Origin of the sequence: Streptomyces sp. NPDC093591 (genome assembly GCF_044764885.1) — a bacterium.
In the GTDB taxonomy this organism is placed as follows: domain Bacteria; phylum Actinomycetota; class Actinomycetes; order Streptomycetales; family Streptomycetaceae; genus Streptomyces.
This window is the reverse complement of record NZ_JBIWIY010000007.1, coordinates 299944-313367: the sequence shown is the minus strand read 5'-3', so window position 1 is coordinate 313367 and position 13424 is coordinate 299944. Positions and strand designations below refer to the sequence as shown.

Sequence of the window (13424 nt, the reverse complement as noted above, 5' to 3'; positions counted from 1 at the left end):
TTCTTACGGCGGAACTGAAAAGTTGTTTCATCCGGGGCGACCCGCGTTTTCGGCGCGCTGATCCGTAACCCCATCCGGAGGTGGGTTCGTTGCGAATGCCTCGTGGGACGAGACGGCCGCGCTGCGGTCTGGCCGGAGGGGGAGACGAGTTGGAGGCGGACGAGCTGCTGGTGCTCGTGGCGGGCGGTGACCAAAAGGCGTTCGAGGAGCTGTACGGGCTGGTCTCCGGGCCCGTGTACGGGCTCGTGCGGCGTGTGGTGCGCGATCCCGCCCAGTCCGAGGAGGTGGCGCAGGAGGTGTTGCTCGAACTGTGGCGGTCCGCCGCGAAGTTCGACCCGGGGCGGGGCAGCGCCCTGTCCTGGGTCCTCACCCTCGCCCACCGCCGCGCCGTCGACCGGGTGCGCAGCGCCCGCGCGGCCGGCGAGCGCGAGCAGCGTGAGGCGCTGCGCGCGAACCACCCGGCCTTCGACCACGTCGCCGAGGAGGTCGAGGCCGGCCTCGAGCGTGAGTGGGTGCGCCGCTGCCTCGACCGGCTGACCGCCCTGCAACGCCAGTCCGTCACCCTCGCCTACTACGACGGCTACACATACCGTGAGGTGGCCGAGCGGCTCTCCCTGCCGCTGGGCACGGTCAAGACCCGGATGCGCGACGGACTCACCCAGCTGCGCAAGTGCCTGGGAGGCGCCGCGTGAGCTTCACCGACCGACTGCTGCGGCGCGCGGACCTGCACTCCCTCGCCGCCCCCTACGCCCTCGACGCCCTGGAACCCGCCGAGCGCCTCCGCTTCGAGAAACACCTCAAGACCTGCGACAGCTGCGCGGGCGAGGTACGGGCCCTGTCCGAGGACGCCGTACGCCTCGCCTGGTCTACGGCCGCCCCGCCGCCGGCCGCGATGCGCGACCGGGTCCTGGCCGCCGTACGCACGACTCCGCAGGAGTCCGCCGGGTGGGAGTCGGCACGCGCGCGTGCGCCCCAGCTGCCGCCGCACGTGTGGGGTGCCCAGCCGCCGCCGCGCACCCGTGCGCCCAGGACGCGCCTCTTGCTGGTGCCGTTCGCCACCGCTACGGCCGCCGCGGCCCTCGTCGTCGCCTCCCTCTTCGCCGTCCAGGCGGACAGGACGCAGGATCAGCTGGACGCCCAGCGGGCTCGGGCAAGTGAGATCGCTAACGTTCTCGCGGCTCCCGACGCCCGAGCCACCGCCGGCGAGGACGCACAGGGGCGGACAATCGGAGTGGTCGCCTCCGCATCCGAGGGGCGTGCCGTCGTCACTCTGAGCGGATACAGCGAGCTGCCGAGCGGCCGGGTGCACCAGCTCTGGGAGATGCGCCCCGATGTGCAACCGCGCTCTCTGGGGCTCTTCGACGGCGACACGCCCTTGGTCGCGGCCGGTCTCGACAAATCCGCGACGTCACTGGCTGTAACCGTCGAGCCTGACGGCGGCTCACCGCAACCTACCAGCCAGCCGGTTGTCCAACTCGCCCTGAAATCGGTTGGATTCGGAGAGTAATCGGGGATGCGTTGTCAACACCCTTACGGGGAAGGTGAATCCTGTGACCGCGATACACGCGTGCCCCACCGGGGCGATAGGGTTAACCTGCCCGGGCCGGGTGGACTCGTACGGGTGGGGAGTGACATGGATCAGATAACAGTGCGCAGCAGGGCCAGGGTCCCTGCGATCACCTGCGGGAGCAGCGCGACCAGTTCGCGCCTCGACCGCCATCTCTCGGTGCTGGCGGGTCCCGCCGTACCTCAGACGGAGGCGGCCGAAGCGACCTCGCTGATGCGTGAACTGACCACTCGTGACAAGACGCACGAGCGCAGCGACCGCGGTGCGCGGGTCCGCCGCGTCTCGCTCTTCGCCCCACTGCGTCGGCTGCGCCGTTCGCTGTTCGGCGGGCGCTGAGTCACACCGGCGTTCCCGGCGAACGTCTTCTAAGGCCCGCGCTCGACATGCCGCACCGCTCCGGCGCCGTACCGCGTCGCCGCCGTCCGCCATCCCCACGGCACGCGGCGGCGCCCGGGCGGGCTGGCCGAGCGCGGGCGTAACTCCCCAACTCCCCGCTCAGTCTTCCGGCTTCATCGTCACCGCTCGCCGTGCGCGTACCTGCGCACGGCGAGCGGCGTGAACACCGCGATCAGTACGGCGCACCAGGCGAGCGACCCGGCGACGGGATGGGCGACCGGCCACGCGGCTCCATCCGGCACGGCCGCGTTGCCGAACAGGTCCCGCAGGGCCATCGTGACCGCGCTGATCGGATTCCACTCGGCGAGCGTGCGCAGCCAGCCCGGCAGACCCTCGGTCGGAATGTAGGCGTTGGACAGCAGCGGCAGCACGAACGTCGCCCCGCCCAGCTGACCGGCGGCCTCCTCGTTCCGTGTGAGCAGGCCGAGGAAGATCCCGATCCACGTCATCGCGAAGCGGAACAGCAGCAACAGCCCCACCGCTCCCGCCGCTTCGAGCGCCGACCCCTCGATCCGCCACCCCACCGCGAGTCCGACCAGCAGGAACGGCACCGTCCCTGCGGCCGTCACGACCAGATCCGCGACCGCCTGTCCCAGCGGTACCGCGGCCCGGCTCATGGGCAGCGTCCGGAACCGGTCCATCACGCCCCGGTGCGTGTCCTGGGCGGCCTGGAACATGCCGGTCATGAGCCCGTTGGCCGCGGTCGCCACCAGCAGGCCGGGCACCAGGAAGGACCGGTACTGCTCGCCGGGCATCGCCAGCGCGCTGCCGAAGACGTAGCCGAAGAACAGCAGCATCGTGATCGGCATGGTCTGGGTCAGGACCAGCAGGCCCGGGTTGTTCCGGATCCGCCGCAGCTGCCGGCTCAGCATCGCGCCGCCGTCGTACGCCAAGGCGCTCATGCCGCACGCTCCTCTTCCTGGGTTTCCTGGGCTTCCTGGGGTGCTTGGCTTTCTTGGGTGAGTCGCAGGAACACGTCGTCGAGCGTGGGTGGCTTGAGGCTCGCGTCGATCAACGGCACCCCCGCCGCGTCGAGTTCGCGCACCAGACGCGGGAGCGTGAGCGTGTTGTCACGGGTGACCGCGGTGACGGCGCGCCGCTCGTGGTCGAACGACGGCTCGGCGCCGGTGAGTTGATCGAGTACGGCCGCTGCCTTCACCATGACGTCGGCGTCGGTGACCACGACCTCGATGTGCGCGCCGATCAGCGCCTTGAACTGGGCCGGTGAGCCCGTGTGCGCGACCCGGCCGCGGTCCACGAGGGCGATGTCGTCGGCGAGGCGGTCGGCCTCCTCCAGGTACTGCGTGGTCAGCAGCACGGTCGCGCCGTCGGCGGTCAGCTCGCGCACCGCGTCCCAGATCTGGTTGCGGCTGGCGGGGTCGAGTCCGGTCGTCGGCTCGTCGAGGAAGAGGACGTCCGGGCGGCGGACGAGGCTCGCCGCCAGGTCCAGGCGGCGCCGCATCCCGCCCGAGTACGTGGACACCGGCCGGTCGGCCGCCTCGGCCAGCCCGAAGCGGTCCAGGAGCTCACCGGCCCGCCCGGCCGGCCCGCGCACCCGGTGCAGCCGGGCGAACAGGCGGAGATTCTGGCGGCCGGTGAGGTCCCCGTCGACCGAGGCGTACTGCCCGGTGACGCCGATCCGGCGCCGTACGGCCGCCGCGTCCCGCACCAGGTCGTGCCCGGCGATGCGCGCCGAGCCCGCGTCCGGGCGCAGCAGCGTCGTCAGCAGCCGCACGGCCGTCGTCTTGCCCGCGCCGTTCGGCCCGAGGACCCCGCAGATCGTCCCCTCCGCGACCGCGAGGTCCAGTCCGCGCAGGGCGTGGACCTCGCCGAACCGCCGCTCCAGACCTTCACTAAGTACAGCGTACGTAGAAGTCATGACACGACCATAGCGCACTACGTACGCTGTACGTAACTAGGATGGTGGCCGAGGTGATGAACGATGGCGGGCAAGGCTGCCGAACCCGGAGTGATCTGGGCCCGGCCCGAACGGACGGGGCGCGGGCCGAAACCGGCGTACACCCGTGCCGACATCGCGGCGGCGGCGGTGCGGATCGCCGACGCCGAGGGGCTGGACGCGGTGTCGATGCGGCGGGTGGCCGGCGAGTTGGGGTGCGGCACGATGTCGCTGTACAACTACGTCCCCCGCAAGGAGGACCTGCACGAGCTGATGGTCGACGCGATCAGCGCGGAGCACGAACTGTGGGAGCCGGGCCGGGACTGGCGGGCGGAGATGCGCCGGGTCGCCCACCAGACCCGGGCGCTGATGCACCGGCACCCGTGGATGACGCGCCTGATGTCACCGGTCTACGGCTTCAGTCCGAACGCCCTGCGCTATCTGGAGCACTGCCTGGCCTGCCTGGATCCGCTGGACGCGCCCTACGGCATGAAGATGCAGCTCGTCGGGATGCTGAACGGCTGTGTGACGGCCTACGTCGCGACGGAACTGGCCGGCGCGGAGCGGACGCGGTCGCTGCCCTGGTCGGAGGAGCAGGAGAACGCGGTCCGGATCGCCTACCTGGGCAGTCAGGTGGCCACGGGGGCCTACCCGAGGCTGGCCGCGGCGTTCACGGAGGATTCGGGGCCGATCGACCTGGAGGGCGCCTTCGAATTGATGCTGGACCGGATGCTGGACGCGTTCGAACCCAAGAGCTGAACCCAAGGGCTGAACCCAAGAGCTGAGCCCACGAGCTGATCCCAGCAACTAGAGCAACGCGAATTGGCCTTCTGGGCCTTCCTCGTGGTGGTCCAGGACCGATGCCGGGCGGCGTGCCGTTCCCGGCACCGGGAGCACGCCCGCCTTCCTCAACTCCGCCGCCGTGATCGGATCCGTCACGGTCAACTCCTCGCGCCGCGGCCCCAGTTCCGCGAGCAGTGCGAGCACCGTGATCAGCTCCAGGAGCTCCGACGTCCATGTTTGTGGCCAGGTCGCCGGCCGGATCGCCGTCAGCGTGCCCGGTTCCGGCTCGGTGGTGCGGGCGTCGAACCATTCCTCCAGGACCCGCACCCCGCTCACCTCGAAGTCCCAGGCCTCGGGCGGCACGGGGGAGATGCGGCCGTCGTCGAGGTGGAGGGCCTCCTCGTCGCGGTCGTAGTGGAGGGTCAGCGGGCGGGACGGGAGTGGGGCGCGGACGTACGGGCGGCGGCCGCCGGGGAGCTTCGGGCGATCGCCGTCGCGGCGCATGAGCCACAGCAGTCGGTGGCCCAACTCGACGCCGCGCGACCAGAGTTCGGGGTCAGCGGTGAGGGGGACGGTGAGGTCGGGGCGGGTGGCGGCCAGGATCCAGGCCAGGACGTCCACCGGGGAGGGGGAGTGGCCGAGTCGGGATGTCAGGTGCGTCAGCAGGCCCGGGGCCAGATTGGGTTCCGTGCCGCCCGGACGGCGGTAGAGGGGGTGGATGCGGCCGGGGCGGAGCAGCGGGAGCAGCGAGGTCGCCAGCAAGGCGGAGTCGGGCTGCTGCAGGACGAAGACCTGGTGCTCGTCCGCCACCCGCCACAGCTCGGGGCGGGCCGCGTCGATCAGACGGTGGTCGGGGATCAGCCACCGCTCGTCGAAGGGGGCGTGCAGCACGCGTACCGGCTCGGCGCAGGGGCCGGTCGCGCGGATCAGCTTCTCCGTGCCGGTGGACTGTCCCGGCAGCTGGCCGACCGCCGAGTGCAGGCCGCGAGAGCGCGTCGGCTCCAGCAGGGCTTCCCGGTCCGGGCCCTCGGCCTTGGCGAAGGCGTCCCAGCGGGCCTTCAGGGACGCCGCGTCAGGGCCCGTCGGCCACCCCCGGCCGAGCCGCGGCGGTGCGACGGACCACGGCATGAGGTCCGCCAGCAGCGGAGCGTCGTCGTGCGTCACGCTGGGCATCGTACGACCTGCCCGTGACACTCGGGTCAGGTGGCTTCCAGGGTCACCGTGAAGGAGAAGCGGTCGCCGCGGTAGTGGATGACCGCCGCGTCCAGCACCTGCCCGTCCTTGTCGTACGTCACGCCCGTGTAGTGCAGGATCGGGCTGAGCAGCGGCACTTGGAGCAGCCGGGCCGTCTCCGGGTCGGCCAGGCGGGCCTCGACCGTGTCCGTGATGCGGCTGATGTCCGCCCCGACGACGTCCCGCAGCACCTTGGTCATCGGCCAGCGGACGAGGTCGTCGAGGCCGATGCGGGCGGCCAGTTCGGGGCGGACGTAGTTGCGGGCGTGGTTGGTCGGCTCGCCGGTCTTCTCGTCGCTGCGCAGGCGGTGGTACGTCGCCACCTCGTCGACGTCCGGGAAGTACTCGGCGAGTTCGGCCGGCACCGGCGCCTTGCCGTGGTCCAGCAGCTCGGTCGCCATGCCGGACTGCTGGGCCACGATCGCGTCCACCGAGCCGAGCAGCCGCACGGGGGTGCCCCGGCGGACGTCCGGCTCGATGAAGGTGCCGCGTCTGCGGTGGCGGGTGATCAGGCCCTCGTCCTCCAGCTCCTTCAGCGCCTGCCGCATGGTCAGCACGCTCACGCCGTAGTGCTCCGCCAGTTGCTCCTCGGTGGGCAGGCGCAGCGGGTCCTGCGGCCGGCGGCCCAGTATCGAGGCGCGCAGCGACTGCGACACCTGGTACCAGAGCGGCAGCTTGCGGTTCAGGACGATGGAGTCCGGGGCGAAGGAGGTCACGGGGCCATCCGTACCGGTCGGGGATCTTTACTGCAACCGAGTGGGCCGTAGGGGCTGAGAGCGCCCCGGAGGCGAAAGGGCCATCAGATCGTGCGGAAGTGGCGCTCCAGGCCCTGCCAGACGTCGTCATAGCGCTGTTGCAGGTGCTCCGCCCCCGCCGCCTGCGGCGTGAGCGTCACCGGCCACCGTGTCTCGAACATGAACGCGAGGCCGTCGTCGATCTTCTGCGGTTTCAGCTCGGCCGCGCTCGCGCGGTCGAACGTCTCCCGGTCCGGGCCGTGCGCCGACATCATGTTGTGCAGCGAGCCGCCGCCGGGTACGAAGCCCTCCGCCTTCGCGTCGTAGGCGCCCTCGATGAGGCCCGTGTACTCGCTCATCACGTTCCGGTGGAAGTACGGCGGCCGGAAGGTGTCCTCGCCCACCAGCCAGCGCGGCGCGAAGACCACGAAGTCGACGCCGGCCAGGCCCGGGGTGTCCGACGGGGACGTCAGCACCGTGAAGATCGACGGGTCGGGGTGGTCGTAGGAGATGGTGCCGATCACATTGAAACGGCGCAGATCGTAGACGTACGGCACATGGTTGCCGTGCCAGGCGACCACGTCGAGGGGGGAGTGGTCGTAGGTGGCCGTCCAGAGGTTGCCGCAGAACTTGTTCACCACCTCCACCGGGCCCTCGGTGTCCTCGTAGGCGGCGACCGGCGCCCGGAAGTCGCGGGCGTTCGCCAGGCCGTTGGCGCCGATCGGGCCGAGGTCGGGGAGGTGGAAGGGCGCCCCATAGTTCTCGCATACATAACCCCGGGCGGTCGGGCTCTGCCCGCCGTCAGATGCAGTATCCAGTAGCTCCACACGGAAGCGCACCCCACGTGGAACCAGCGCCACATGTCCCGGCTCCACATGCAGCAGCCCGAACTCCGTGTGCAGCAGCAGCCCACCGCGCTCCGGGACGATCAGCAGCTCGCCGTCGGCGTCGCTGAAGACGCGGTCCATCGACGAGTTGGCGTGATACAGGTGCACGGCCATGCCCGTGCGCTGGGTCGCGTCGCCGTTGCCGCCGAGGGTCCACAGGCCGGCGAGGAAGTCGGTTCCGGGGCCGGGCTCGGGCAGGGGGTTCCAGCGCAGCCGGTTCGGGTCCGGCACCGACTCGGTGAAGGGGGCCGTACGGATCGCGCCGTTGTCCGCGCGGGTGAACGCCGGGTGCGCGGCCGACGGGCGGATGCGGTACAGCCACGAGCGGCGGTTGTGTGCCCTCGGCTCGGTGAACGCCGAACCGCTCAGCTGCTCGGCGTAGAGGCCGAGCGGGGCTCGCTGGGGTGAGTTGCGGCCCTCGGGAAGGGCGCCGGGCACCGCCTCCGAGCTGTGCTCATTGCCGAAACCGGAGAGGTAGGTCAGCCCTTCCGCGGTCTTCCGCGCGTCCCCGCTCATGATCGCTCCCTTGAGATCTGATTCCTATGCTTCACCGTAGGATTGCGGTTTCAGGAGCGCAAGGGATCCGCTGATCCTCCTCAGGAAGTACGACCGGAACCGGACGCCGACCAGACCTCAGGGGGATTCGGCTGTCGGACCGGTGTTCTAGTCTCCCGGCATGTCGTGGACACGGACCCCGTTCGCCGTGCTCGCGGTCTGTGTCCTGCTGCTGACCGGATCCGCGGGCTGTGGCTCCAGTGATGCCCGGGAACCGGGGGAGAGTGCCGCGTCGCCCTCCCCGGTGGGTCAGGTTCTCGGGGCCACCGACGGTGCCGGGCGGCACTACCGGGAGGTGGACGAGGGTGACGCGCCCGAGGTCGGCATCGAGGTGCAGCCGGAGGCGGGCAGCGGCGACGGCAGCTGGGACGTGCGGCTGACCGTCCGCGGCTTCCGCTTCTCGCCCGCCGGCGCGAAGGCGCAGGCGGTGGCCGGCCGAGGGCTCGCGTACCTCTTCGTGGACGGCCGTCTCGTCACCAGGCTCCGCACCCCCGAGTACCGCCTGCCGGCCTCCCTCGTCCCGCGCGGCACGCACAAGGTCACCGCCCGCCTGTACGCCGACGACGGCACGGTGTGGGCGGTGGACGGTGCCCCCGTCGAGAGCGCGGCCGACATCACCGCGTCGGAGACGGAGCGACCGTGACGCAGTCGTCGGCCCCGTCCACCGCGGCAGTGAGTGCATGGGGCACCCGTCTCCGTACAGGGGGGCAAGGTTCACCGGACCGAGGCGGAAAGGCATCATGAAGACCGTGCCCCACCCAGAAACGCTTCGCCGGGCGCCCGTGCAGCGGCGCAGTGCCGAACGGCTCACCAGGATCCTCGACGCCTGCGCCGACCTCCTCGACGAGGTCGGCTACGACGACCTGAGCACGCGGGCCGTCGCCCAGCGCGCAGGCGTTCCCATCGGCTCGGTCTACCGCTTCTTCGGCAACAAACGCCAGATGGCCGACGCCCTCGCCCAGCGCAACCTCGAGCGCTACACCGCCCGTGTCACCGAGCGTCTGAAGGGCGCCGGGAACGGAGGCTGGCGCGCCGCCATGGACGCCGTGCTCGACGAGTACCTCGCCATGAAGCGCACCGCGCCCGGCTTCTCCCTCGTCGACTTCGGCAACCAGATCCCCGTCGGCACCCGCGGTGAACCCAACCACCGCGTCGCCGACCGCCTCACCGACCTGCTCTCCGGCTTCCTCGACCGCGAACCGGACGAAGACCTGCGCCGCGTCTTCCTCATCGCCGTCGAGACCGCCGACACCCTGGTCCACCTGGCCTTCCGGGTGGCGCCGGAGGGCGACGAGCGGATCATCGAGGAGGCGCGGGAGATGCTGCGGGCGTATCTGGCGCGGGTGCTGGACGCTCCGCGGGAGCTGCCGCGATAGGCCGGCCGTCTGTCGTCTGCGGGCCTGTGGTGGCTGGTCGCGCCCGCGCGGCGGTAGCCGCACATCGATTGCAGCCCGGCGCCCCTTTGGGGCGCGAGGCTCCCCACGGTCCATACCGGTCGGTATGCTCGGTCCCGAAATCGTGCGTCATCGCCGCCGCCACCTCGGGAGGACCCGTGTCCCGCACCGCACTGCGCATCTGCCCCCTGTGCGAGGCCACCTGTGGCCTGACGCTCACGATCGAGGGGACTGAGGTCACCGGTGCCCGCGGTGACCGCGACGACGTGTTCAGCCAGGGGTTCATCTGCCCCAAGGGCGCCTCCTTCGGTGCCGTCGACGGCGACCCCGACCGGCTGCGCACCCCGCTCGTGCGCAAGGACGGCGAGCTGTGCGAGGCCACCTGGGAGGAGGCCTTCGACGCGGTCACCGCCGGTATCCGACCGGTCGTCGAGCGGTACGGCCCGAACGCGGTGGGCGTCGTGCTCGGCAACCCCAACGTGCACACCGTGGCCGGCGCCCTCTACCCGCCGGTGCTGCTCGCCGGCCTGCGCACCCGCAGCCTCTTCACCGCGTCCACGGTCGACCAGATGCCCAAGCACGTCTCCAGCGGCCTGCTCTACGGCGACGCCCACGCGATCCCCGTACCGGACCTGGACCACACCGACCAACTGCTCCTCATCGGCGCCAATCCCCTGGAGTCCAACGGCAGCCTGTGCACCGCCCCCGACTTCCCCGGCAAGCTGAAGGCGCTCAAGGCCCGCGGCGGCACCCTCACCGTCATCGACCCGCGCCGCACCCGCACCGCGAAACTCGCCGACCGGCACATCGCGATCCGGCCCGGCACGGACGCGCTGCTGCTCGCCGCGATGGCGCACGCGCTCTTCGAGGAAGCCCTCGCCGATCCGCGGGAGCTGACCGGGCACCTCCAAGGGCTCGACGAACTCCGGGACGCCGTACGGGACTTCACCCCCGAAGCCGTCGCCGAGGCCTGCGACGTGGACGCCGGTACGATCCGTGTCCTCGCGCGCGAACTCGCCGCCGCCCCCACCGCCGCCGTCTACGGCCGCATCGGCAGCTGCACCGTCCCGCACGGCACCCTGGCCAGCTGGCTGGTCGACGTACTGAACATCCTCACCGGCAACCTCGACCGCCCCGGCGGCGCCCTCTTCCCGCAGGCGGCCACCGACAAGACGCCCCGCCCGGCAGGCCCCGGCCGCGGCTTCGCGCTCGGGCGCTGGCACTCCCGGGTGAGCGAACACCCCGAGGCGAAGGGCGAGTTGCCGCTCTCCGCGCTCGCCGAGGAGATCGACACCGCCACCGAGCAGGGCGAGCCGATCCGGGCACTCATCGCCGTCGCCGCCAACCCCGTCCTGTCCGCCCCCGACGGCGACCGCCTCGACAAGGCCCTCGACTCGCTCGACTTCATGGTCAGCGTCGACCCGTACCTCAACGAGACCTCGCGCCACGCCCACGTCGTGCTGCCGCCGCCCCCGCCCTCGCAGAGCCCGCACCACGACTTCGCCTTCAACACCCTCGCCGTGCGCAACCAGGTCCGCTACACGCGCCCCGCCGTGCCGCTGGAGCCGGGCCGCATGGCCGAGACCGAGATTCTGGCCCGGCTGGTCCTCGCCGCGACCGGCATGCACGGCGCCGACCCGTCCGCGGTCGACGACCTGGTCATCGGCCAGACCCTCGGCAAGGCCGTCAAGGAAGCGCACTCGCCCGTCCACGGGCGTGACCCCCACGAGCTCGCCGCGCGACTGACCGGCCTCACCGGCCCCGAGCGGCGCCTCGACATGATGCTGCGCCTCGGCCCGTACGGCGACGGCTTCGGCGCCCGCCCCGACGGCCTGACCCTCCAGAAGCTGCTGGACCACCCGCACGGCATCGACCTCGGTCCGCTCCGGCCGCGGCTGCCGCAGCCGCTGAAGACCGTCAGCGGCAAGGTCGAGCTGCTGCCCGGGCCCATCGCCGAGGACCTGCCCCGTCTCCGTGACGCGCTGCGGGAGCGCCCGGACGGGCTCGTCCTCGTCGGCCGCCGTCATCTGCGCTCCAACAACAGCTGGATGCACAACGTGCCCGCCCTCACCGGCGGCACCAACCGCTGCACCCTGCACATCCACCCCGAGGACGCCGAGCGGCTCGGCGTACGCGACGGGGCGGCCGTACGCCTCAAGGGCGCCGGGGGAGAGGTGACCGCCCCCGCCGAGGTCACCGACGGCGTGCGCCCGGGCGTGGTGAGCCTGCCGCACGGCTGGGGCCACGACCGCCCCGGGACCCGCCTCGGCCACGCCGCCGCCGACCCCGGCGTCAACGTCAACCAGCTCCTCGACGGCAGCCTGCTCGACCCGCTGTCGGGCAACGCGGTGCTCAACGGGGTGCCGGTCGAAGTGGTCCCGGTGGCCGAAAAGATCACGGCTCTGACCTGAGCAAAGCTCTGACCTGGAGTTTTGCGCTTATTGCTCGCATGTCAACGTCTTGTTAACGCTGTTTGAAGGGACCTAACGTCGTCCCACCGCCGGCCCTGGTGGGTCGTTCAAGGGCGAACGTTAGGTATCCACTCATGCTGACCATCCTTGGCTTCGCCATGATCGCGACCTTCCTGGTCCTGATCATGATGAAGAAGATGTCGCCGATCGCGGCGCTCGTGCTGATTCCGGCACTCTTCTGCGTCTTCGTAGGAAAGGGCGCCAAGCTCGGTGACTACGTCATCGAAGGCGTCACCAGCCTCGCCCCCACCGCGGCGATGCTCATGTTCGCGATCGTCTACTTCGGTGTGATGATCGACGTCGGTCTCTTCGACCCGATCGTTCGGGGGATTCTGAAGTTCGCCAAGGCCGACCCGATGAGGATCGTCGTCGGTACGGCGATCCTCGCCGCGATCGTCTCGCTCGACGGCGACGGCTCGACCACCTTCATGATCACGGTCTCGGCGATGTACCCGCTGTACAAGCGCCTGAAGATGAGCCTGGTCGTGATGACGGGTGTCGCCGCCATGGCGAACGGCGTGATGAACACCCTGCCGTGGGGCGGCCCGACCGCCCGCGCCGCCACCGCGCTCAAGCTCGACGCCAGCGAGATCTTCGTCCCGATGATCCCGGCCCTGCTCGTCGGCCTGCTGGGTGTCTTCGTCCTCTCGTACTTCCTCGGTCTGCGCGAGCGCAAGCGGCTCGGTGTGCTGACGCTGGGTGAGGTCCTGGTCGAGGAGAAGGTCGAGGAGAAGGAGCCCGAGACGGTTCTCGTGGGCGGCGGTTCCGGCTCCGCGGGCACGGACAAGACGGTCACCGGCGGCGCCGGCTCCGGCACCGACGCCGAGGACGACGACGAGGAGCACTTCACGGTCCTCGACCCCAACCGCGCCACCCTGCGCCCCAAGCTGTACTGGTTCAACGCGCTGGTCACGGCCACCCTGCTCACCGCCATGATCATGGAGTGGCTGCCGATCCCGGTGCTGTTCCTGCTCGGCGCCGCGCTCGTCCTCACCGTGAACTTCCCGCACATCCCGGACCAGAAGGCCCGCCTCGCCGCCCACGCCGACAACGTCCTCAACGTCTCCGGCATGGTCTTCGCCGCCGCCGTCTTCACCGGCGTCCTGCAGGGCACCGGCATGGTCGACCACATGGCCCGCTGGATGGTCGACGTCATCCCCGAGGGCATGGGCCCGCACATGGCCCTGGTCACCGGCATCCTGAGCCTCCCGCTCACCTACTTCATGTCCAACGACGGCTTCTACTTCGGCGTCCTGCCGGTCCTCGCCGAGGCCGGCGCCGCCCACGGTGTCTCGCCGCTGGAGATGGCCCGCGCCTCCCTGGTCGGCCAGCCGCTGCACATGTCGAGCCCGCTCGTCCCGGCCGTGTACGTCCTGGTCGGCATGGCCAAGGTGGAGTTCGGCGACCACACCAAGTTCGTCGTGAAGTGGGCGGCGCTCACCTGCCTGATCATCCTCGCGGCGGGAATGCTCTTCGGCATCATCTGAACCGTCCGGCCCGCGAGGGC

Annotated in this window: 13 protein-coding genes; 8 read left to right on the top strand and 5 right to left on the bottom strand. The window is 71.1% G+C overall.

All coding sequences use genetic code 11. The features are described from left to right. Positions 1 to 149 precede the first annotated feature (149 nt). The 3 genes from ACIREI_RS17545 (at position 150) to ACIREI_RS17535 (ending at position 1903) form a co-directional block, all read left to right on the top strand. Positions 150 to 692, top strand: a complete 543-nt coding sequence (locus ACIREI_RS17545; RefSeq protein WP_403333530.1) for a sigma-70 family RNA polymerase sigma factor — start codon at positions 150 to 152, stop codon at positions 690 to 692. Further along, entirely contained in the window at positions 689 to 1507 is an 819-nt protein-coding gene (locus ACIREI_RS17540; protein WP_403333528.1) for an anti-sigma factor domain-containing protein, read from the top strand. The genes ACIREI_RS17545 and ACIREI_RS17540 overlap by 4 nt, the downstream gene beginning before the upstream one ends. A gap of 126 nt (positions 1508 to 1633) precedes the next feature. Then, positions 1634 to 1903: a hypothetical protein gene (locus ACIREI_RS17535; RefSeq protein ID WP_062701605.1), complete on the top strand. Its 270-nt coding sequence runs from the start codon at positions 1634 to 1636 to the stop codon at positions 1901 to 1903. A gap of 179 nt (positions 1904 to 2082) precedes the next feature. Here the strand turns inward: ACIREI_RS17535 and ACIREI_RS17530 are convergent, their stop codons facing one another. Further along, complete coding sequence (locus ACIREI_RS17530) at positions 2083 to 2865, bottom strand: ABC transporter permease (protein ID WP_403333526.1); 783 nt, start codon at positions 2863 to 2865, stop codon at positions 2083 to 2085. After that, a complete protein-coding gene (locus ACIREI_RS17525) occupies positions 2862 to 3842 on the bottom strand; it encodes an ATP-binding cassette domain-containing protein (RefSeq protein WP_403333524.1) in 981 nt (326 codons plus the stop codon). Before ACIREI_RS17525 ends, ACIREI_RS17530 begins: the two co-directional genes overlap by 4 nt. 63 nt (positions 3843 to 3905) lie before the next feature. Here ACIREI_RS17525 and ACIREI_RS17520 point away from each other — a divergent pair, with 63 nt between their 5' ends. Continuing rightward, the gene (locus tag ACIREI_RS17520; protein WP_403333522.1) at positions 3906 to 4619 is read left to right on the top strand and encodes a TetR/AcrR family transcriptional regulator C-terminal domain-containing protein; all 714 of its coding nucleotides are present in this window, start codon (positions 3906 to 3908) and stop codon (positions 4617 to 4619) included. A 48-nt stretch (positions 4620 to 4667) separates the two neighbouring features. On the opposite strand, the gene ACIREI_RS17515 is transcribed toward ACIREI_RS17520, so the two are convergent. The 3 genes from ACIREI_RS17515 to hmgA all read right to left on the bottom strand — a co-directional run bounded on the left by ACIREI_RS17515 (position 4668) and on the right by hmgA (position 8013). Beyond that, complete coding sequence (locus ACIREI_RS17515; RefSeq protein ID WP_403333520.1) at positions 4668 to 5816, bottom strand: type ISP restriction/modification enzyme; 1149 nt, start codon at positions 5814 to 5816, stop codon at positions 4668 to 4670. Between the two features lie 26 nt (positions 5817 to 5842). Continuing rightward, positions 5843 to 6592, bottom strand: coding sequence for a GntR family transcriptional regulator (locus ACIREI_RS17510; protein ID WP_403333518.1), 750 nt, complete (start codon positions 6590 to 6592; stop codon positions 5843 to 5845). 83 nt (positions 6593 to 6675) lie between these two features. Beyond that, complete coding sequence (gene hmgA / locus ACIREI_RS17505) at positions 6676 to 8013, bottom strand: homogentisate 1,2-dioxygenase (protein WP_403333516.1); 1338 nt, start codon at positions 8011 to 8013, stop codon at positions 6676 to 6678. 160 nt (positions 8014 to 8173) lie between these two features. Between hmgA and ACIREI_RS17500 the strand changes: the two genes are divergently transcribed. The 4 genes from ACIREI_RS17500 to ACIREI_RS17485 all read left to right on the top strand — a co-directional run bounded on the left by ACIREI_RS17500 (position 8174) and on the right by ACIREI_RS17485 (position 13404). Beyond that, a complete protein-coding gene (locus ACIREI_RS17500; protein ID WP_403333514.1) occupies positions 8174 to 8695 on the top strand; it encodes a hypothetical protein in 522 nt (173 codons plus the stop codon). A 97-nt stretch (positions 8696 to 8792) separates the two neighbouring features. Further along, positions 8793 to 9428, top strand: a complete 636-nt coding sequence (locus ACIREI_RS17495) for a TetR family transcriptional regulator (protein WP_403333512.1) — start codon at positions 8793 to 8795, stop codon at positions 9426 to 9428. A gap of 176 nt (positions 9429 to 9604) precedes the next feature. Next, positions 9605 to 11857 (top strand): molybdopterin oxidoreductase family protein, encoded by a 2253-nt coding sequence (locus tag ACIREI_RS17490; protein ID WP_403333510.1) that lies wholly within the window; start codon positions 9605 to 9607, stop codon positions 11855 to 11857. Positions 11858 to 11991: 134 nt separating this feature from the next. Then, positions 11992 to 13404 (top strand): CitMHS family transporter, encoded by a 1413-nt coding sequence (locus ACIREI_RS17485; protein ID WP_403333508.1) that lies wholly within the window; start codon positions 11992 to 11994, stop codon positions 13402 to 13404. The last annotated feature ends 20 nt before the right edge of the window (positions 13405 to 13424 follow it).